We start from the raw sequence: 21220 nt of genomic DNA on the forward strand, positions 1-21220 counted from the left end.
AGACATGGATAAAAAACAACAAATTTCAAATTTGATTGGGCTTGCTAAACGCGCAGGGAAAATGATTACAGGAGAAGAACTGGTCGTCAAAGCCATCCAAAATGGCAAGGCGAAATTGATTATTCTTGCGTCAGATAGTGCATCAAATTTGGATAAGAAAATTACTGATAAATCAAAATATTATGAGATTCCCATCTCACAAATCTTTACAGAAATAGAACTATCGCAAGCCATTGGACAAAACCGCAAGGTTATTGCGATTGCTGATGACGGATTTGCAAAGAAAATGGAGAGCCTCATGAAAGAATAGAATAAATAACTGGGTTCGCTTCTCTTTTTGAGAAAGTTTGATTTGGAAGTGAGTAAAAAGGGTAAATTTTTTGAAGTGATTACTTCATCAGTAGGGGAGAAAGAATCCTCTACTGATGTTAGGGTACAACCTCACATCAAAGATATGAGGTCACCCTGTCCCTGAAGTCTATCTCGCTTTGCTCCGCTGTCGATTTCGCTAAGTTGCTAAAGCAACAAGCTCAAATCGCAATCGCTAAAGCGCTAAGACCCTAGGGCAGTAGAACGAAAGCAAAGCTTGCCATTTCGCCTTATCGCTTTTAGCGAGTTGCGACTTCGACTAGGCACGTCCGTGCCATAGCGAGAATCGACAGCGCAGTGAAACGGAGATAGAGCGAATGGACAGCGTAGCGAAGCGAAGATAGTGCTGCTTATTCCTCCACCTAAGAGGTGGGGAAGTTGCCACTCCGACTAGGTGCTTTACCATCGTAGCGAGAATCGACAGCGTAGCTCAAAGGGCGAAGATAGCATGCACTTGCTTGGTTAAAAATCATTATTTATCATTTTTACTATTTCCAAACAGGCGGGCTCACATCTTAAAGGAGGACTAAATTGTCTGATAAGAAACGTATTAACCAAATTGCAAAAGAAACAGGACTGACAAATGCTGAACTTGTAAATGCTGCAAAGCATTTGGGCTTTGATGTTAAATCACATTCAAGTTCAGTCACAGAAGACCAAGCAGCTAAAATCATTGAAAGCGTAAAAACAGGCGTGAAACCAGCTGCAAAATCTACTGACAAACCTGTCAGCACGCCTAAAAAAGCTGTCAGTACTGACAAAAAGAAAACTGATGGTCCACGTACATTTGCTGGTAAGACTATCGTTGAAGACCCTGCAATCTTGGCACGAATTAAAGCAAAAGAAGAAGCAGAAAAAGCAGCTAAATCTGTAGAACATAAAACTGTTGACACCGTCGTAGCTGCTGAAAATGGAAAATCTACTGACAAAATTTCATCAGAGAAGCAATCTACTGACAAAAAACTGTCAGTAAAACCAGAAGTGAAAACTGAGCCTAAAGTGGCGGAAAAACCAGAAATAAAATCTGAAACAGTGACACCTAAAAAAGAAACAAAAGTGGACAAAGGAGTTGCTGACAAAAAGGAGCCTGTCATTACTGACGAAAAGAAAAAACCATTGAATCACAAACCAAGAATTCAAATCAAAGTTGTAAAACGTGCAGAAGATATCAAAAAAGAGCAAGCTGCTGCCCGTCCTGAAAAGAAACATTCTGACAAAAAACCATTTGATAAAAAACGTGGCAATGACAGAAATAATCGTACTGACAATCGTCATTCAGGACAAGCTAATCAAGGCGGAAATCGTTTTGACAAGAATCGTCCAGCTACTCAAGGACAAAATCGTGATAAAGCCTCTTCAACGACTTCAACAGCAGAGGTTTTTGCACCAGCAGCAGGTGGTAAAAACAATCGTCGCTCTCGTGAACGTGATAAATCTAAGAATTCACACGATAACACACAAGATGGTAATCGTAAAGGTGGACCACTTCGCGTTAATGATAATCGTAATCAAGTGCGTAATGCGCGTAATTCTAACTGGAATGCAGGTAAGAATAAACGTGGCGGACGTAATCAACAATCCATGCCAACAAGTCAACGTAAATTCCATGAATTGCCAGAATCAGTGGAATACGAAATTGGTATGAATGTTCAAGACCTTGCAAAATTGCTTAAACGTGAGTCAGCAGAAATCATTAAAAAATTGTTCATGATGGGTACGATGGTTAATCAAAACCAAAGTCTTGACCAAGAAACAATTGAATTAATTTTGATGGATTATGGTGTTGAAGCTGTCCAAAAAGTAGAAGAAGATAAATCAGATATCGAGCGTCTGTTTGTTGAAGAGGGTTATCTTGACGAAGATAAAATGGTTGAACGTCCAGCAGTTGTCACAATTATGGGTCACGTTGACCACGGTAAGACAACATTGCTCGACCGTTTCCGCGAATCTCGTGTCACTGAAGGCGAAGCAGGTGGTATCACACAGCACATCGGAGCTTATCAAATTACAACAAATGGCAAGAAAATCACATTCCTTGATACACCAGGGCATGAGGCTTTCACAAGTATGCGTGCGCGTGGTGCCTCTGTTACTGATATCACAATCCTTGTCGTAGCAGCCGACGACGGTGTTATGCCTCAAACCATTGAAGCAATTAATCACTCAAAAGCTGCTGGAGTACCAATTATTGTTGCAATCAACAAAATTGATAAACCAGGGGCAAACCCACAACGTGTGATTCAAGAACTTTCAGAACACGGTGTTATGCCTCAATCATGGGGTGGAGAATCTGAATTTGTCGAAATTTCAGCCAAATTCAACCAAAACCTTGATGAATTGCTTGATACAGTGCTTCTTGTTGCCGAAATGCAAGAACTCAAAGCAGATCCAACGGTTCGTGCCATTGGTACAGTGGTTGAAGCTAGACTTGACCAAGGTAAAGGAGCAATCGCTACACTCTTGGTTCAACAAGGAACGCTTCATATTCAAGACCCTATTGTTGTCGGAAATACCTATGGACGCGTACGTACAATGACTAATGACCTAGGTCGTCGTATTAAAGAAGCTGGTCCATCAACTCCGATAGAGTTAACAGGGCTTTCCGATGTGCCACAAGCTGGTGACCATTTTGCGGTCTTTGAAGACGAAAAATCAGCACGTAATGCTGGGGAAGAACGTGCAAAACGCGCCCAACTGATCAAACGTCAAAGTACACGCCGTGTTAATCTTGATAATCTCTTTGATACACTCAAAGAGGGTCAAACAAAATCAGTTAATATTATTATCAAAGCCGATGTGCAAGGTTCTGCTGAAGCACTTGCTGCTTCACTTCAAAAAATTGAAGTTGAAGGGGTGAAAGTAGACATCGTTCACTCTGCTGTTGGTGCAATTAGCGAATCTGATATTTCACTTGCTGCGGCATCAAACGCGATTATTATTGGTTTCAATGTGCGCCCAACAGGTCTTGCGCGTGAACAAGCGGCTCATGAAGAAGTAGATATTCGTTTGCATAGTATCATCTATAAAGTCATTGAAGAAGTTGAAACTGCCATGCGTGGTATGCTTGATCCAGAGTTCAAAGAAGAAATCATTGGTGAAGCAATTGTTCGTGAAACATTCAACGTTTCTAAAGTTGGCACGATTGCCGGATTTATGGTTATCCGCGGTAAAGTAGCACGTGATGCCTCTGTTCGCGTGATTCGTGATGGAGTTGTCATTCATGATGGTGCCATTGCTAGCTTGAAGCATTTTAAAGATGACGTCAAAGAAGTCGGAAATGCACAAGAAGGTGGTTTGATGGTCGAAAACTTCAACGACATTGCTATTGATGACACATTTGAAGTCTACAAAATGGTAGAAATTGAACGTAAATAATAAGATGTGAATCCGACTACTCTGAAAGGTTGAAAGATGGGAAAATATGGAATTGAGCAAAACTCATTGGAACATTTTATCTTTTTTCACACTTTTCAAGGAGCAAGAAACTCAATTAAGTAAGTTGAAGTTATTACTTCATTGGTGGGGATTCTTTTTCCCCACCAATGTTAGGGCCCAACCTCACATCAAAGATATGAGGTCACCCTGTCCCTGAAGTCTGAGCGCTAAAGCGCTAAGACCCTAGGGCAGTAGAACGAAAGCGGAGCTTAGTGCTGCTATCCCGTCACCTTATAGAGGTGGGGGAATTGCGACTAGCCACTAAAGTGGCTAGTCGCAATCGATAGCGTAGCCCAAAGGTCGGAGATAGCACGCACTTGCTAAGTTAAAAAGTTCTGTCAATTTTGACAGAACTTATACTAGTTCATCTTTAATTTTTCCTAGAAAAGTTATTAGATGGCTACGCTGTCCATTGGCTGTAAGCTGCTAAATCCGCAATGCCAAGTGGCAATTTCAGATATATTGCCTTGCGACAAATGGGAAAAACAGCGCTTTTCTCATCCACAACCTTCCACTTTATAGGATAGCTGTTTGCGCTAAATCCGCAACGGATTTGTTAGTTATTTCCTTAGTGGGCTCAGTGAAGTCGACGGCGTAGCGGAGTAATTTTCAAGTGTTGCGCTTGAAAGCTAAACAGGGTTAAATTTCAAATGAAAGGAAAAAATATGGGAAATTCATTTCGTAGTGACCGTGTTGCTGTAGAAATTCAACGCGAAATTAATGATATTTTGCGCAATAAAGTGCGTGATCCCGAGTGCAAGACGTAAACATTACAGATGTTCAAGTCACAGGGGATTTGAGTCAAGCTACGGTTTATTATAGTTTGTTGTCAAATCTTGCTTCCGATAATGAGAAAGCAGCGACAGCTTTGAAAAAAGCAACAGGTCTATTCAAAAGTGAACTCGCTAAACGTATGACAATTTTTAAAATTCCAGATTTAACTTTTGCTAAAGATGAATCTGTGGAATATGGCTCAAAAATTGATGAACTCTTGCGCGGTTTGAATAACAAATCAGAATATTGAAGTGACTACTTCATTGCTGGGAGATTCTTTCCCCTTGTCAATGTAAGGGCGCAATCTCTAGGTGTAACAACTAAGCGACCTGTACGCAGCTAAAGCTGCAACTTAACATCAAAGATATGGACTATACCTCCGGTTTGATACCACAGGTATCAAAGTTCGCCACGGTGCTACGTGCTTCGCACGCCGTTCTGCGAACGCTCTACGCAACTTCGTTGCTCCGCTGTCCGTTTGCTTAACTGCTAAAGCCCCAAGAGCAAAAGGCAAAGCCACAAGTCGAGTCGCAAATCGCCAAGACTCTAGGGCAGTAGAACGAAAGTAGCACTTGCTAAGTTAAAGTAATACTTCGTCATAAGTATAAAAAGAAAGTATAATTACTTTCTTTTTATATATTCAAAGGATGAACCGTTCCTAGCTCCAAAAGCTGTGGTAAGATTTGTTTATGGATATAGGGAGAATCTGGAACAGCCAGACGCTCAGACATAGTAATGACAGCTTGCTTACCCATATAAGATAGATCGGTACTAATGTTTGTTATTTTAGGATTAGACATTTGTGTAAATTCAGTATTATCAAAGCAAATAATGCTAATGTCTTCAGGAATCTGATATTTTTCCGATTGTAAATAGTAATTGAGGATATATGCAAGGCCAGAGTTAACGCAGAACCAAGCATCAGGCATCTGTTTAATTTCTTTTAATTTTGAAAAGAGTTCAGCTTGATTTTCCTTAATTTTGGTAATTAAAATTTTAGAATCTAAATCAATGTCATGCTCTTTCAAAGCACGTTGATAACCTCGGAAACGTTCTAAATAACTTGGTGAAAAATCAATATCTCCAATAAAACCAATTTTTTTACAATGATGTTTAATTAGGAATTCAACTGCACTATAAGCACCGTCTGTATTCTTAGTTAAAACACAATCAGTTAAAAACTTAGGACTATGATGGTCAACTACAACACAAGGAATTCCTTGATTAACAATGTTAGAAATATAATCATCTGTAATGTGAGAAACAATAAAAATTCCACTGTAATTTGTTAAATTTGCAGGTAATTGATTTTCTTGAATCATTTCGGAAGTTACAGCTAAAGTTGTAGTCTTAAAGTTTTTTAGCGTACAATTATAATCAATACTTTTAATAATTTCACCAAAAAAACTTACTTGAGAAAGAGCAAACTCAGTTGCTAATATTAGAAACTCACCTTGAATTCTTTTATTTTGTTTAACATATTTATAACCCAACTCGTCAGCCTTACTGCGGACGAGTTTTTTGGTTTCTTCGCTGACACCAGGAGCATCTCGTAATGCTTGAGAAACAGAATTTTTAGAGATGTCTAAGGCATCAGCAATCATTTGCATCGAAACTTGTTTCATTATTTTTTACCTTACAAATTTTATATTTAATATCTTTATTATATATTTTTATCTGATAAAATCAAGGATTTTATTGTTGCTTAATAAAATAATTTTTTGTAATTATTAAAAATAATTATTGACAATAACGTTAAAGATTATTATAATATATTTGTGAATTAGAAAGCGGTTTCTGATTTGATATTATTAAGTGAAATAACCTAGGATTTTACTTGATAATAAATCAAAGTGATTACTTCACTACTGGGGATTTTTTACCCCTACCGATGTTAAGGTAAAGCCTTATATCAAAGTGCTATAGGCAGGAGAATGAAGTCAAGACTTATTCAGTGAGCCACTGAATTTAAGGTACAACTTCTAGGTGTAACAACTAAGCGACCTATACGCAGCTAAAGCTGCAACAGTCTGCTTAACATCTTCGATATGAGGTCACACCTCCGCTTCGCTTCGTTATCCATTCGTTCTATCTACGCTTTGCTACGTTGTCGATTTCACTAACCGGTTAAATTCGGAAGTTCAAATCGCAATCGACTAAAGTCGCAAGGCGAAGTGGTCTTGTCCAAGAAGCCTAGGCGCTAAAATCGCCAACGCCAAATGGCAAGCAAACGGACAGCGGAGCAACGAAGTTGCGTAGACCGTTCGTAGAACGGCGTGCGAAACACATAGCGCCTTAGCGAACCATTTCGCCTTGCTGCTTTAGCAGTTTAGAGCGAATGGATACCCGTGGTGCATCGACAACGTAGCCCGAAGCACGCACTTACTTCGACAAAAGTGGAGCTTAGTGATTCCTAACGCTCTCCTTAAATGGAGTTAGCAAGTATTTGCTAAGTGAAGGCTTTTAACAAATAAAAATTAGGAGAATTTCGAAATGAAATTTGGAAAAACGTTAACAATTTCATCCGTTGCACTTGCAAGTCTAGTTTTACTTGCTGCGTGTGGGAACTCAAAAGGAAATGATGCAACAGGTAAAACAACAATAACTTTTTGGGCAGCACCCAATCCAACTCAATTGACTTTCTGGAATAAAATGGCCAAAAATTATGAAGCTAAACATCCAGACGTTGATGTAAAAGTTTCAGAAATGAAGAATTCACCAACTTCTGAAGCGTATATTCAATCAGCGATTGCATCTAAAACTGCACCAACAATGTCCGAAAATATCAGTCGTAGCTTTGCAGCGCAACTTTCAGAAAGTAAAGCAATTATCCCATTAAACAAACAAGTAACTTTTGACAGCATTGTGAAAGCTAGAGATATGTCTAAAACGATTGCTCCTTGGAAGTTTTCCGATGGCAATCAATATGTTCTTCCTGTTTATTCTAATCCTATCTTTATGGCTTGGCGTCTAGATAAACTAAAAGAGCTTGGATTTGATAAAGCGCCTACAACATATTCAGAATTAGAAGCAGTAGCCGCAAAGCTTAAAGGAAATAAGAACTTATCACTTTGGGCTGCTCCAGCTTTAGTAGACCCGACAGCATATCAACGATGGTTTGACTATTTCCCATTATATTATGCAGCAAGTAATGGTGCCGATTGGGTCAAAAATGGAAAATATGTTGCAGACTCTTCTTCAAATAAACAAGTATTTGAATTGATGAGTACTCTTGCTAAAGATAATGTTTTACAAACTGGAGCAGCAACAAATCCATTTGAAAACGGCAATTCATTGATTGAAGTGACAGGAGCATGGGTATTTGCAAACTGGACAACTCAATTTCCAGACTTACAATATAATAAAACTTACACAATCACTCCGCCAGTTGTACCAGATGATATGAGCGCTAAAGGAAATATCAATACTTATTCGGATGCAAAAGGTGTGGCAATTTATGCTTCGGCGACTAAAGCACAACAGAAGGCAGCAATGGACTTTTTGAAGTTTGTCTTTAGTGATTCAAAAAATGATTTGACATGGCTTAATGATACAAGTTTAACCCCTGCTCGTGATGATGTCACTACAAACCCAACATTTACTTCGTATTTTGATAAAAATCCTCAAATGAAAGTGATTGCGGATATGATTCCAAATGCTATTCCAGCAATTGACAATTCAAAATATAATGATATCCAACAAGCCTTTGGAACGGACTCATGGATTCCAGTTGTGCAAGGTAAAATGACTCCAGAAAAAGCAGTGACAGCTGCAAAAACAGCAGTTAATGGAAAACTACAATAATGACAAAAAACAATAAAATTGGGTGGCTGTTTTCAGCCCCTATCTTATATTCACAATAATATTTTTCTTATTACCACTCTTTTGGTCAATATGGCTGGCTATAACAGACTGGAATATGATTTCACCTAATATTAACTTTGTTGGTTTAGAGAACTTTGTTAACGCAGTTAAAAGCCCAGCAGTCCATTCAGCATTCTTTGTTACTTATGAGTTTTTGCTCGTATTTGTTCCTATGGCGATGGTTTTATCTATGATTGTGGCACTTTTGGTTCATCATTTACCAAGACTAAAGGGATTGTTCATGGTTGTGTTCTTTTTACCTTATCTTTCCAGTGGCGTTGTTACTTCGTTGATTGTTAAAGGTTTGCTTTCATATAATGGTCCTTTTAATAGCTGGTTGAGAAATAGTTTTGATATTAATATAAACTGGATACAAAATCCTCATACAGTTATTCCGATTATTTCTTTAATGATTGCATGGAAAATGTCTGGATATTACGGTTTGATATTAGTTTCTGGTTTACAAAATATTAATGGTGAAATCTATGAATCGGTCGCACTTGATGGAGCTTCTTCATGGAAAACATTTTGGAAAATTACTTTTCCAATGCTCTACCCAGCATTTTACACAGTGATGGTGCTTGCAATAGGTATAAGTTTTGGGATTTTTACCGAAGTGTATCAATTAACAGGAGGCGGACCTAATTATGCAACAAACACATGGCAAATGGAAATCTATAATCAAGCTTTCCAAAATTTGAATAGCGGATATGCCTCAGCAATTGCTTTAATCTCTAGCGTAGTGACTTTTGCATCAATAGGAGTTATCCGAAAATTACTTGAAAAATGGGGGAAACATAATGGTTGGTCATAAGAAAAAAGGGAAAACCATTGCACTTTATATAAGTACGATTATTTTTGCCTTGATTATGGTATTTCCTTTTATCTATCTAGTCTTAAATTCATTTGCTGTGTGGAATGAAGTAGACCAAAAAATAATTCCAGCACACTTTACTTTACGTTCTTGGACCTTTTTGTTTGGTGGAGCTACAACAAGTGCAGCTGTGCCATGGATTGGAGCTTTTGTTCATACGTTTATTGTGGCGACAATATCAACAGTTTTGATGGTTGTTATTGGCTTAATGGTGGGCTATGCTTTGGCTAAAGTTGAATTTCGGGGAAAGAAATTTGTGGATAATTTTATTTTATTTCAAATGTTTTTCCCAGCGATTATTTTGCTTATTCCCCAGTTTCTATTGATTACTCATTTGCATATGCTTGATACTTTTGCAGGGATGATTATTCCTACTATGGTAAGTTTATGGGCGATTTTTATGTATACTAACTTTTTCAAGGCAATTCCAGATACACTATTGGAAGCTGCAAAAATGGATGGTGCAACTGATTTAACGATTCTTTTTCGTATCATATTGCCAATGTCTAAATCAATCACGACAGTAATTTTCCTTTTCTTATATACAGATAGGTGGACAAATCTACTTTGGGACATGATTGTATCCAAGAGTAATAGCACAATTACTTTAAATGTGTTGGTTTCACAAATGTTTGGACCTTATGCTTCATATCCAGGACCGATGTATGCAGCAAGTGTTCTTTTGACTCTTCCCTTGATTATTTTATTCCTTCTTTTTTCGAAGCGGTTCCAAGAAGGAATGCAATTTAGTTTGAAATGAGAACATATGTGGTGGAAAAATTCAGTATTTTATGAGATATACCTTGCTTCATTTTATGATAGTAATGACGATGGAATCGGAGATATTCAAGGGGTGATTGATAAAATTCCTTACTTGAATACTTTGGGCATTACAGGAATTTGGTTGACACCATTTTATCCATCTCCCAAAGTTGATAATGGGTATGATGTTTCAGATTACTGTGATGTCGCTTCAGAGTATGGAACAATTAAAGATTTGAAAGAACTGCTTGATAAAGCACATCAAAGTGGAATTAAAGTGATTGCTGATTTAGTGATTAATCATACATCCACAGAGCATACTTGGTTTAAAGATATAAGCAAAAAAGAGTGGTATATTTGGCGACAATTACCCAATAATTGGGAATCATTTTTTGGAGGAAGCGCTTGGGAGTTTGATGAACGATTTAAGGAATATTATTATCATAGTTTTTCTAAAGAGCAGGCAGACTTAAACTGGGCAAATCCCAAAGTAAAATGTGCAATCTGGGAGGTTATAGATTTTTGGATTGATTTAGGAATAGATGGTTTTAGACTTGATGTAATCAACAATCTATCCACTTCTAATGAATTTTTTGATAACCCTATCAATGAAGAAGGACAACAAGTTCATCTTTATGATGTAAATCAGCAAGGAATTACAGAGGTTATAAAAGAGCTTAAAAAACATATTTTTGAAAAAGGAAGAGAGTTATTTACAGTTGGAGAGATTAGTTCGTCAAGTTTAGAAATAATAGAGTCTTATTCAGATAGTATGTTGTTAGATGTCACGTTTAATTTTAACTTTGGCTCGTTAGAAGAGTTTTCAGTAGAAAAAATATTCTGCGAACTACTTGCTATGAAAAAAGTTTATGATGACGGTCGAAGACCAACTTTCTTTTTTAACAGTCATGATATGTCACGTTCGTGGAATCGTTTAGCTAGTGAGAATCTTGAACGTTATCGTCAGCTAGCAGTCCTAACTCTAATCAATGCTGGTGTTTCATTTCTCTTTCAAGGGGAAGAATTAGGAATTGGAGATTATCTCCCAGGTGAAGTTTCTGATATACGGGATATTCAAGCAATCAATAAATATAACGAAACTAAAGATATTGTGGCAGCTAATGAAGTCAATAGAGATCGTTCCAGAGGGATGATTCCTTGGGAGAGTTTAACCAAGCAAGTACCTGCTATCTACGCTGTCCATCCACCACAGGTATCCATTCGCTCTAAGTTGCTAAAGCAGCAAGGCGAAATGGTTCGCTACGGTGCTACGTGTTTTGCACGCCGTTCTGCGAACGCGAACGGTCTACGCAACTTCGTTGCTCCGCTGTCCGTTTGCTTGGCTGCTAAAGCAACAAGAGCAAAAGGCAAAGCACCTAGTCGGAGTGGCAACTCCCCCACCTCTTTAGGTGGAGGGATAAGCAGCACTAAGCTTTGCTTTCGTTCTACTAACCCAGTGGGAGAGAAAGGAGCTCCCACTGATGAAGTAATCACTTCAAAATCGGATGCGTGGATAGGTCAAGGAAAGAAAAATAAAAAATCAAAGGAAATTTTTGACTTCTACAAGCAATTGATTCAACTTAAAAAAGATTATTTAAATGGAGAGAGTACATTTGATAAGATAAGCTGCTCAGGTGAGGTATTACAATACAAAATGGGAAATTTGATTGTTTTACTGAACTTTGGTGTAGAAAGTTATTATTTTCCAATAGCAGAAGAGAAAATAGTATTGAAGTATAACTATGAGAACTTTCAGTTATTGGGTGGTGGAATAGTGATAGGAAAGGAAAAGGATGTTTAAATCTGAGGAATTAGTGGAGAAACATAGGAATAAGAGTAAAGTTTATTGTGCTGAAAAATTAATTTTTGGAGGTGTCGAAGATTATGATGTTTATAATATTTCAGCACCTTTTGAGTTGAATCACCAATTAATTTTGGCGGGACGTGTTGAAGCGCGTGATTCTGAACATTCACAGATTAGATTTTTTTATCATAAGTCTGGAAATCAGTGGCAGCTTATTGATGAGGCGCAGTCTTTTAATTTGCAAGACCCATTTTTTACAAGAATTGATGAGAAGATTATTTTAGGTGGTGTAGAAGTTACATTTGATGGCGAGAAAGTATTATACTGGCGAACGATTTTTTATGAGTTGAATGATTTGAAAAATGCAAAATTGATTTTTTCAGGACCTATGGGGATGAAAGATATTAGGTTGAGAGAACTTGCTAATGGGAAGATTTTGGTTTTAACTCGTCCTCAAGGAGTGAGAGGCGGTCTGGGGAAAATTGGTGTTGTTGTTATTGATGATTTAAGCAAACTTTCTATTGATTTACTTGAAAAAGCGCCCCTTCTCAAAAATCAATATGTAGATGAGGAATGGGGAGGAACAAACGAGATTCATCTTGTTGGTAATCGAGTTGCTGTTTTAGGACATATTGGTAGTCGCGATTACTTGGGGAACATCCATTATAGAGCGATGACTTTTGAGCTGGATGAAAATTTTACTGAGATATTAAATCCTAAAATTATTGCTGAACGAAAAGATTTTGTTGCTGGCCCTAGTAAACGACCAGATTTAATGGATGTTGTTTTTAGTGGCGGCCTGATTTTTAAAGAAGATAAAGTTGTGCTTTATGCTGGCACGGGTGATGCTGAAGCTCAAAAATTAGTTATTGATGATCCATTTAGATAGGAAATGTTTATGAATATTTATCGTTTTGAAGAAAATCCATTGATTACCCCTTTGGATGTGAAGCCGTTAAATGAGGGCTATGAGGTAATTGGGGCGTTTAATGCAGGTGTTGCTAAATATAAAAATGAAACTTTATTGCTGTTGCGCGTGGCGGAGCGTCCTATTTCTGAATCTGAGGATATTATTAAAGCGCCTATTTATGATGTTAAAATGGGAAAATTAAATACGATATCACTTAGTAAAAATGATGAGCGATATAGTTTTGCAGACCCTAGAATGATTAGTGACAAAGAGAATATGGACGGTTTTGTTTATTTGACTTCTTTATCTTATATTAGAATTGCGAGGAGTGAGGATGGTCATAATTTTACAATTGATGATGAACCATTTTTATTTCCTTTTAATGAGTATCAAACTTTTGGTATTGAAGATGCTAGATGTACTCAGATTGGAGATGAATACTATGTGAATTTTACTTCGGTTTCTCCTGTTGGGGTCTGTGATTCGTTAATTGTTACTGAAGATTTTAAATCTTTTAGGAGTTTGGGGAATATTTTTGCACCAGATAATAAGGATGTTTTGATTTTTCCTGAGAAGATTAATGAAAAGTACTATGCGCTTCACCGTCCAGTATCTAGTAATTTAGGGAAAATGGATATGTGGATTGCATCTAGTCCTGATTTGCAATCTTGGGGGAATCATAAGCATTTGCTTAATACGAGTGAAGAAGACTGGGATAATGGTCGTGTTGGAGGTGGATTGGTGCCTATAAAGACAGAAAAAGGCTGGCTTGAGATCTATCATGGTGCAACAAAAGATAATCGCTATTGCATGGGAGCTTTATTGCTTGATTTGGAAAATCCAGCAAAAGTTATTGCAAAGTCTGAGAAACCGATTATGATGCCTCTTTTGCCTTATGAAAAAGAAGGATTCTTTGGTGAAGTGGTCTTTGGATGTGGCGGAATTGTTGAGGGGATAAACTAACGATGTATTATGGTGTTGCGGATACTTCGATGGCAGGTTGTGAAATGAGTATTTCAGATATTTTAAATGAATTGTGCTAATCTTGCTTTTTTATCGAAGTAAGTGCGTGCTATCTCCGCCTTGCGGCTACGCTGCCGATGCACCAGGGGTATCCATTCGCTGTATCTCCGCTTTGCTCCGCTGTCGATTTCACTAACCGACTAAAGTCGGAAGTTCAAATCGCAATCCAGCAAAGCTGGCAAGACGAAATGGTAAGAGCAAAAGGCAAAGCGCCCAATCGCAATCGCAACACCCCTACCTCTTAGGTAGGGGATGAAGCAGCACTAACTTTAAATTTAGTTTTGACTTCATATTGGTAGAGTCAAAAAGGAGTAAACGGGTTAGTTTTATACGATTTTATAAGCAGTTGCGGTTTTCTGCGACTGTTTTTTGGAGAAGTGAGATGAAAAAAGTTATTGTGTTTGACCAAGATGATACGATTAATATTACGAAGCTACCAATTGATGAGGAAATGGCTGGATTGCTAAAATGCTTGCTAGATAAATTTCAAGTGTGTATTATGTCTGGTACAAATTGGGAAGTGATGAGAAAAAACGATATTGAGCCTCTGGTGGAGATAGAGGGAGCTAATTTTGAGAATTACTTTATTATGCCTACTACGGGGACTCAGTTTTGGCACTATGTTGGGGATGAAACTTGTGTACTTGAGGGAAATCAATTGCTAGAAAATGGATGGAAGAGAGAGTTTGCACATTTTCTTACAGAAAATCAGGTTGCGAAGATTTCCGACACATTGGAAAAGGCTACGAGAAAACTTGGTTATTGGTGCGAACATCCGAAAGGAGAAATCATAGAAAATCGGGGTTCACAAGTCACTTTTTCTGCTTTAGGGCAATGGGCAGCTCCTGAGGAGAAGTATAAATGGGATGGTGAGATGAAAAAAAGAGAAGAGATTGTTCGTTTGATAGAGCCAGAGATGACTCAGCTTGGCGTGCAAGTTGGAATCGGTGGTTCGACAAGTATTGATGTGACTCTTCCAGGGATTGATAAGGCCTATGGGATATTACGATTGATGGAGCAATTGGACGTTGAAAAGAAAGATATTTTATTTCTGGGAGATAAACTTCAACGGGGTGGAAATGATTACCCTGTGAAAAAGTTGGGAATTGATACGATTGAAGTGAGAAATTGTGAAGATACAAAGTGGATACTTCGAGGAATTCTAGGTGTATGTGATGTCATGTGAAAGTTGTATAGAAAAATTTTTCGTGATATAATGAACTAAAATATGTTAGTTTACTTTGGGGTCAGTTATAATTGAGTTAATGTAAGCTGCATATCATCTATTTGGTGTGTTTTATACATCATGTAGAAGATGAAATGTCGGTTTTTGCTATAATTTTTATGGCAAATTGTACTATTTTTATGAAAAGGTGTATAAGTATGAAGGAACCATTATTTTTGGACTCGGTATTGCAAGAAAAAATCTGGGGTGGGAATCATTTAAAGGAATTTGGTTATGATTTACCATCAGATAAAGTTGGTGAGTATTGGGCGATTTCCGCTCATCCACATGGAGTTTCAACGATTGCTAATGGTGAATTTAAAGGACAAAAACTAGATGAGCTTTATGCGACTCATCGTGAGTTGTTTGGAAATAGTGAAAAAGAAGTTTTTCCTTTACTGACAAAAATTTTGGATGCTAATGATTGGCTGTCAGTACAGGTTCACCCTGATGATGAATATGGACAAAAGCATGAGGGAGAGCTTGGAAAAACTGAATGTTGGTATATTATTTCGGCAGAACCAGATGCAGAGATTATCTATGGTCATAATGCGAAATCGCGTGAAGAATTGGCGGAGATGATTAAGGCGGGAGATTGGGAGCATTTATTACGTAAAGTAAAAGTAAAAACGGGAGATTTTTTCCATGTGCCTTCTGGTACAATGCACGCGATTGGTAGTGGAATTGTGATTCTTGAAACACAGCAATCTTCAGATACAACGTATCGTGTTTATGACTTTGACCGTCGTGATGATCAAGGAAATTTACGTGAGTTGCATATTCAACAGTCAATTGATGTGTTGAATATTCCTGGAAATCAAGTGCCTGAAAATCAAGTAAAAACAGAGCATTTTGCTGAAGCTGAACTCACAACTTTAGTGAAGTCAGATTTCTTTGATGTCTATAAATGGATCATTAATGGAAGTCATAATTTCAAGAAAACTGCGCCTTATACGTTGGTGTCAGTGCTAGATGGCAAGGGACAAATTTCTGTCAGTGGAAAACTCTATCCGCTGACAAAAGGGAATCATTTCATTTTACCAAGTACTGTTGAAAACTGGGCTTTGTCAGGGAATATGGAATTGATTGCAAGTAATCCAGAATAGATTGTTGTGATGAAGTGTAGAGATGGTGTTATAACAGTTGCTATATGTTAGATGTTAGCTATTTGCCACCTCCGATGTCTGCCTGATTAGTGACTTACAGTCAAGAGTCATGCTAGCTAACAGGCAGAACTTGCAAGAACAAGAGGTGATAGACTTGAAGTCAAGGCTTATTCAGTGGGAGTTTCGTAAAACATTTGTCCATTTTCTCTAGTCGCTATCTTTGCTATCTTCGCTGCGCTCCGCTGTCCATTCTCGCTAAGTTAAACTCTTTTTCTTCATCCAATACTGACAGAAATGAAAAATCACTGACGGAAAATTAATCATCCTGTCAGTGATTTTATTATTAATGACAACTGCAATCAGTCTACCTTTTTATCAAAGCAAGTGCTACTTTCGTTTTACTAACATTGGTGGGGAATTCTTTCTCTCCTACCAATGAAATAATCACTTCAACATTTTATAGTCTGTCATTGGTTTTTCTTGTAAATAATGTTTGGGCAACGCTTACAGACTGTTTTTACTTGCAAAAGGATTTGAAAAATAATATAATTTGATACAGAAAATGATTTGCAATATAAAAATAATTAATAGAGCTATTTTACTGTGCTAGGTTCGCTTTAACCAGCATAGTGTACGTTATAGCTAAATCACTCTAAAATACCACCAATTTTCCCCGAAAATTTCCGCCAGTCTTTCGTTGTCGTCCTTGATTTGCTACCTGCAAGCCTGTGTTCTTCCGCCTCAGTCTGACAAAAATTTTTGAGCAATCTTGATAGCATTTTAAAGTGATTTAGCTACAATCGTGTTCGTAAGGCAAACTTCGAATTAACCAAAAAGGAATAACAGATGAAAACAGATTTCGACAAGGTAAATGAATGGCTGATTCAACTCTTCCATGATTTTATGATTCTTGAAGAACAATTTCTCAAAGAGTCGACGTATTCAGATGTGACGGTAAAAGAACTACAAATTTTGACTTTGGTACATACATTGGGCACAGCTCGTGCGACAGATATTGCTAAAAATCAAAAATTGGCCTTATCTACAATTACGATTACACTTAATCGTTTGGAAGATAAGGGGTATATTGAGCGCAAACGTTCAACTTCTGACCGTCGTGTGACGCACATTGCACTTACAGAAAAGGGTGACAAACTTTGTGCGACACATCGTGAATTTTTCCATGGTATCACAGATAATCTTTTTGATAGTGTCTATGGAACAACTGAAAATAAGCTGGCTGGCGAACTTGCCGCTTTGCATAATTCTTTGGAGAATATGAAATAATGACTTTTGCGAAAATCACGCAAGTGGCCCATAGTGTGCCAAAAAAAGTGGTATCTAATGATGACTTATCAAAAATCATGGATACTAATGATGAATGGATATACAGCCGAACAGGGATAAAGAACCGTCACATTTCAACTGGAGAAAATACTTCTGATTTGGCTGCTGATGTTGCGCAAAAGTTACTGACAAATGCTTCTGTCAGTGCTGACAGTATTGATTTCATTATTGTAGCAACTATTACACCAGACTCACTTATGCCCTCAACGGCAGCAAGGGTTCAAGCAAAAATTGGTGCAATCAATGCTTTTGCTTATGACTTGACGGCTGCTTGTTCGGGCTTTGTTTTTGCATTATCAACTGCTGAAAAGTTGTTGGCATCAGGAAATTATAAGCGAGGAATTGTGATTGGCGCGGAAGTATTTTCAAAAATCATGGATTGGTCTGACCGCTCAACGGCTGTCCTCTTTGGAGACGGTGCTGGTGGGGTGCTTCTTGAAAATACAGGAATTCAGCCTCTGATTATCGCTGAAAAACTTCAAACGGATGGTTCTCGCGGTGATAGCCTTTTGTCAGGACTGACAGACATCAATACCCCTTTTGCTACTGTAAATTATGAAAGTAAAAGCTTAAGTATGGAAGGGCGAGCGATTTTTGATTTTGCCGTCAGAGATGTGCCTAAAAATATCAAAGCGACTTTAGAAGAAGCACAAATTTCTTCTGAAGAAATTGATTTTTATTTACTACATCAGGCTAATTCAAGAATTCTTGACAAAATGGCTAAAAAACTAGGCGTAGAGCGTTCTAAATTCCTCCAAAATATGCAAGAATATGGCAATACTTCGGCAGCAAGTATCCCTCTATTGTTGTCAGAATCAGTAAAAAATGGTATATTTACTTTGGACGGTAAAACTAAGATTGTCCTGACAGGATTTGGTGGTGGTCTCACATGGGGTACAACAATCATCAATCTTTAACCAAGCAAGTGCTGCTTTCGTTCTACTGCCCTAGGGTCTTTGCGCTTTAGCGATTGCGATTTGAGCTTGTTGCTTTAGCAACTTAGCGAAATCGACAGCGGAGCAAAGCGAGATAGACTTCAGGGACAGGGTGACCTCATATCGAAGATGTGAGGTTGTTCCCTAACATCAGTGGGAGAGAAAAAATCTCCCACTGATGAAGTAGTCACTTCAAAGCTTCTGTCAGCATACTGACAGGCTAAAAATTTACTGACAGAAAAAGATTAGTTCTGTCAGTGAACATTATTAACGGTTATACTCCGCGCATAGCGGCTATAATATAAAGGTAATCTCTAAAAACTCAGAATTTCTAGTTTTGGCTGAATTTCTGAACTCTCTCGTCAATCTTCCTTGACGCAGTTCATTTGCGTCAATGCTGAATTTTCCCGAATTTCAAAAATTCATCTCAAATTTGAAAATAGCAGTTTGCAGAGGTTCCCATAAATATTTTCACTCACTAAAGGAGAAAAAATCATGGCAGTATTTGAAAAAGTACAAGATATCATCGCAGATGAACTCGGAAAAGATAAAGAAGAAGTAACACTCGAAACTTCATTTGAAGAGCTTGATGCTGATTCACTTGACCTTTTCCAAATCATCAACGACATCGAAGACGAATTCGACGTTGAAGTTGATACAGAAGCAGATATGAAAACAGTTGCTGACCTCGTAAAATACGTAGAAGACAACAAATAATTGACGGGGTGAGATGCTTGCAGGGGAAATACTTTCTTTTGCGACTTTCGCCCCTTCTTTCATTGTCTATAATGATTCAAAATTATAGCAAGAAAGATTGAGCTTAGATGCTTGGTGATTGTCTTTCATATTTATGAAAATGTCATTTTTTTTATAAAAAAAAACATTTTATAATACTAATAACTAATACTGTTTAACTTTTTTAAACAGAATCAGTACAACTCCATAAGAGAAAAATATAAGGAAGACACAAAATTTATCATGAAGTCAAGACTTATTCAGTGGGAGTTTCGTAAAACATTTGTCCATTTTCTCTAGTCGCTGAAGCGACTGATAAAAGGGCGACTCACCACTGAATTTAGGGTACAGCCTCACATCTTCGATATGAGGTCACCCTGTCCCAGAAGCCTAAGTGCTAAAGCACTAACGCCCTAGGGCAGTCGGACGAAAGCAAAGCTTGCCATTTCGCCTTATCGCTTTAGCGAGTTGCGACTTCGACTAGAGGCACGTCCGTGCCGTAGCGAGAATCGACAGCGCAGTGAAACGGAGATAGAGCGAATGGACAGTGTAGCGAAGCGGAGATAGTGCTGCTTTATCCCCTACCTAAGAGGTAGGGATGTTGCGATTGCGACTAGGCGTTTCAGCGCCTTAGCGAGCATCGACAGCCTTTTTATCAGACGCTTTAGCGGCTAGATAAAAAGGACAAATGTTTATCGCGTAGCCGAAAGGCGGAGATAGCACGCACTTACTTCGATAAAAATTGAAATTAAATTTTGTAAAATTAATATGACTAAAACAGCCTTTTTATTCTCGGGTCAGGGCGCACAAAAGCTCGGTATGGCTCGTGATTTATATGAAAAACATGATATCGTTAAATCAACCTTTAATCGTGCAAGCGAGCTTCTTGGCTACGATTTGCGCGCGCTCATTGACAACGATGAAATAAAATTAAACGAAACAAAATACACTCAGCCAGCAATCTTGACCACATCGGTTGCTATTCTTCACCTCCTTTCTGAAAATGGTGTTAAACCAGATGTTGTTGCAGGACTTAGTCTTGGTGAGTACTCTGCATTGGTTGCATCAGGCGCACTTTCTTTTGACGATGCTGTTGTCCTCGTTTCAAAGCGTGGACAATACATGACCGAGGCAGCACCAACAGGCTCCGGAAAAATGGTTGCAGTAATGAATACCGAAAGTACACTGATTGAAGAAACTTGTCAAAAAGCAAGTCAATACGGTATTGTTAGTCCTGCAAACTATAATACTCCAGGACAAATTGTCATCGGTGGCGAAGTTGCTGCAGTAGATGCAGCAGTCAATTTGCTTAAAGAAGCAGGTGTTCGTAAAATGATTGAGCTTAAAGTTTCAGGACCTTTCCATACGGCAATTCTCAAACCAGCTTCTGAAAAATTAGCAAAAGAGCTTTCAAATGTAGAATTTGCTAAGTTTGAACTCCCATTGATTTCAAATACAACAGCAAAAGTGATGAAAAATGAAGAGATAAAAGCACTTCTTACTCGTCAAGTGATGGAACCTGTTCGTTTCTACGAATCAATTCATACAATGCAAACCTTGGGTGTTGAGCGATTTATAGAAGTCGGACCAGGTAAAGTGCTCTCAGGTTTCATTAAAAAAATAGATAAAACAGCTGATTTTACAAATGTAGAAGATTTAGCAAGTTTTGAAGCATTGATTCATGATTAAAAGAAATCTTAGAATCATCGCAATTGCTATTATCCTACTGGGCGGTGCAGGACTAGTTTTTAGCAAGGTCAATACTATGATTTGGTATATTAGTGCTGTTGTCGCTCTTTTGGGGTATCTTGTGATGGCAAAAGCAGAGAAGAAAAAATAAGTTTGGAATACGAGTGTGTTAGCTAATTCATTATAAAAACCAACAATGAAGTCAAGACTAAATTCAAAGTTGCGATTCTGACTAGGTGCTTTGCCTTTTGCTCTTACTGCTTTAGCAGTTAGCTTCGCATGACCATTGGCTGTAAGGCACTAAAGTGCCAACGCCAAATGGCAATCAAACGGACAGCGGCGCAACGAACCATTTCGCCTTGCTGCCT

At 38.0% G+C, this 21220-nt stretch carries 16 protein-coding genes and 2 pseudogenes; 17 read left to right on the forward strand and 1 reads right to left on the reverse strand.

Annotated features, from left to right (window positions below; translation table 11 throughout):
* The first annotated feature begins 4 nt into the window (after window positions 1-4).
* The 4 genes and pseudogenes from FLP15_RS06670 (at window position 5) to rbfA (ending at window position 4828) form a co-directional block, all read left to right on the forward strand.
* Window positions 5-310, forward strand: coding sequence for a YlxQ-related RNA-binding protein (locus FLP15_RS06670; protein ID WP_142766470.1), 306 nt, complete (start codon window positions 5-7; stop codon window positions 308-310).
* A gap of 590 nt (window positions 311-900) precedes the next feature.
* Window positions 901-996, forward strand: a pseudogene (locus FLP15_RS13835) (hypothetical protein); the annotation flags it as partial.
* Window positions 997-1062: 66 nt separating this feature from the next.
* A complete protein-coding gene (infB, locus tag FLP15_RS06675) occupies window positions 1063-3744 on the forward strand; it encodes a translation initiation factor IF-2 (protein WP_425351492.1) in 2682 nt (893 codons plus the stop codon).
* A 725-nt stretch (window positions 3745-4469) separates the two neighbouring features.
* Window positions 4470-4828 (forward strand): annotated as a pseudogene (gene rbfA / locus FLP15_RS06680) (30S ribosome-binding factor RbfA).
* A 382-nt stretch (window positions 4829-5210) separates the two neighbouring features.
* On the opposite strand, the gene FLP15_RS06685 reads toward rbfA, so the two are convergent.
* Window positions 5211-6203 (reverse strand): LacI family DNA-binding transcriptional regulator, encoded by a 993-nt coding sequence (locus FLP15_RS06685; protein ID WP_142766472.1) that lies wholly within the window; start codon window positions 6201-6203, stop codon window positions 5211-5213.
* A gap of 868 nt (window positions 6204-7071) precedes the next feature.
* Here FLP15_RS06685 and FLP15_RS06690 point away from each other — a divergent pair.
* From FLP15_RS06690 to FLP15_RS12725, 13 genes are all read left to right on the forward strand, one after another.
* A complete protein-coding gene (locus tag FLP15_RS06690; protein WP_142766473.1) occupies window positions 7072-8382 on the forward strand; it encodes an ABC transporter substrate-binding protein in 1311 nt (436 codons plus the stop codon).
* A 115-nt stretch (window positions 8383-8497) separates the two neighbouring features.
* Complete coding sequence (locus FLP15_RS06695; RefSeq protein WP_223804563.1) at window positions 8498-9256, forward strand: carbohydrate ABC transporter permease; 759 nt, start codon at window positions 8498-8500, stop codon at window positions 9254-9256.
* Window positions 9243-10076 carry a carbohydrate ABC transporter permease gene (locus FLP15_RS06700; protein ID WP_142766474.1) on the forward strand — a complete coding sequence of 278 codons (834 nt, stop codon included), beginning with the start codon at window positions 9243-9245 and terminating at the stop codon, window positions 10074-10076. The genes FLP15_RS06695 and FLP15_RS06700 overlap by 14 nt, the downstream gene beginning before the upstream one ends.
* Before the next feature lie 6 nt (window positions 10077-10082).
* Window positions 10083-11879 (forward strand): alpha-amylase family glycosyl hydrolase, encoded by a 1797-nt coding sequence (locus FLP15_RS06705; protein ID WP_142766475.1) that lies wholly within the window; start codon window positions 10083-10085, stop codon window positions 11877-11879.
* Window positions 11872-12771, forward strand: a complete 900-nt coding sequence (locus FLP15_RS06710) for a DUF1861 family protein (protein WP_142766476.1) — start codon at window positions 11872-11874, stop codon at window positions 12769-12771. Before FLP15_RS06705 ends, FLP15_RS06710 begins: the two co-directional genes overlap by 8 nt.
* Before the next feature lie 9 nt (window positions 12772-12780).
* Window positions 12781-13755 (forward strand): BtaManbiosPhlase, encoded by a 975-nt coding sequence (locus FLP15_RS06715; RefSeq protein WP_223804564.1) that lies wholly within the window; start codon window positions 12781-12783, stop codon window positions 13753-13755.
* A 442-nt stretch (window positions 13756-14197) separates the two neighbouring features.
* Window positions 14198-15001 (forward strand): HAD-IIB family hydrolase, encoded by an 804-nt coding sequence (locus FLP15_RS06720; protein WP_142766477.1) that lies wholly within the window; start codon window positions 14198-14200, stop codon window positions 14999-15001.
* A gap of 197 nt (window positions 15002-15198) precedes the next feature.
* Window positions 15199-16146: a mannose-6-phosphate isomerase, class I gene (manA, locus tag FLP15_RS06725; RefSeq protein ID WP_142766478.1), complete on the forward strand. Its 948-nt coding sequence runs from the start codon at window positions 15199-15201 to the stop codon at window positions 16144-16146.
* Window positions 16147-16992: 846 nt separating this feature from the next.
* Window positions 16993-17433: a MarR family winged helix-turn-helix transcriptional regulator gene (locus tag FLP15_RS06730; RefSeq protein WP_120771337.1), complete on the forward strand. Its 441-nt coding sequence runs from the start codon at window positions 16993-16995 to the stop codon at window positions 17431-17433.
* The gene (locus FLP15_RS06735; RefSeq protein ID WP_142766479.1) at window positions 17433-18410 is read left to right on the forward strand and encodes a beta-ketoacyl-ACP synthase III; all 978 of its coding nucleotides are present in this window, start codon (window positions 17433-17435) and stop codon (window positions 18408-18410) included. Before FLP15_RS06730 ends, FLP15_RS06735 begins: the two co-directional genes overlap by 1 nt.
* A 513-nt stretch (window positions 18411-18923) precedes the next feature.
* On the forward strand, window positions 18924-19145 hold the full coding sequence (locus FLP15_RS06740; protein WP_120771339.1) for an acyl carrier protein: 222 nt from the start codon (window positions 18924-18926) through the stop codon (window positions 19143-19145).
* A gap of 786 nt (window positions 19146-19931) precedes the next feature.
* Window positions 19932-20852, forward strand: coding sequence for an ACP S-malonyltransferase (gene fabD, locus FLP15_RS06745; protein WP_142766480.1), 921 nt, complete (start codon window positions 19932-19934; stop codon window positions 20850-20852).
* Window positions 20845-21003, forward strand: a complete 159-nt coding sequence (locus tag FLP15_RS12725; RefSeq protein ID WP_162930815.1) for a hypothetical protein — start codon at window positions 20845-20847, stop codon at window positions 21001-21003. Before fabD ends, FLP15_RS12725 begins: the two co-directional genes overlap by 8 nt.
* Window positions 21004-21220: the final 217 nt, after the last annotated feature.

The organism is Lactococcus protaetiae (genome assembly GCF_006965445.1).
In the GTDB taxonomy this organism is placed as follows: Bacteria; Bacillota; Bacilli; order Lactobacillales; family Streptococcaceae; genus Lactococcus; species Lactococcus protaetiae.

Coding starts and splice junctions, on each gene's coding strand:
- FLP15_RS06740 (WP_120771339.1), top strand. CDS start 18,924: ATGGCAGTATTTGAAAAAGTACAAGATATCATCGCAGATGAACTCGGA.
- FLP15_RS06685 (WP_142766472.1), bottom strand. CDS start 6,203: ATGAAACAAGTTTCGATGCAAATGATTGCTGATGCCTTAGACATCTCT.
- FLP15_RS06715 (WP_223804564.1), top strand. CDS start 12,781: ATGAATATTTATCGTTTTGAAGAAAATCCATTGATTACCCCTTTGGAT.
- FLP15_RS06730 (WP_120771337.1), top strand. CDS start 16,993: ATGAAAACAGATTTCGACAAGGTAAATGAATGGCTGATTCAACTCTTC.
- FLP15_RS06690 (WP_142766473.1), top strand. CDS start 7,072: ATGAAATTTGGAAAAACGTTAACAATTTCATCCGTTGCACTTGCAAGT.
- FLP15_RS06670 (WP_142766470.1), top strand. CDS start 5: ATGGATAAAAAACAACAAATTTCAAATTTGATTGGGCTTGCTAAACGC.
- FLP15_RS12725 (WP_162930815.1), top strand. CDS start 20,845: ATGATTAAAAGAAATCTTAGAATCATCGCAATTGCTATTATCCTACTG.
- FLP15_RS06695 (WP_223804563.1), top strand. CDS start 8,498: ATGATTTCACCTAATATTAACTTTGTTGGTTTAGAGAACTTTGTTAAC.
- FLP15_RS06710 (WP_142766476.1), top strand. CDS start 11,872: ATGTTTAAATCTGAGGAATTAGTGGAGAAACATAGGAATAAGAGTAAA.
- FLP15_RS06720 (WP_142766477.1), top strand. CDS start 14,198: ATGAAAAAAGTTATTGTGTTTGACCAAGATGATACGATTAATATTACG.
- manA (WP_142766478.1), top strand. CDS start 15,199: ATGAAGGAACCATTATTTTTGGACTCGGTATTGCAAGAAAAAATCTGG.
- FLP15_RS06735 (WP_142766479.1), top strand. CDS start 17,433: ATGACTTTTGCGAAAATCACGCAAGTGGCCCATAGTGTGCCAAAAAAA.
- FLP15_RS06705 (WP_142766475.1), top strand. CDS start 10,083: ATGTGGTGGAAAAATTCAGTATTTTATGAGATATACCTTGCTTCATTT.
- fabD (WP_142766480.1), top strand. CDS start 19,932: ATGACTAAAACAGCCTTTTTATTCTCGGGTCAGGGCGCACAAAAGCTC.
- FLP15_RS06700 (WP_142766474.1), top strand. CDS start 9,243: ATGGTTGGTCATAAGAAAAAAGGGAAAACCATTGCACTTTATATAAGT.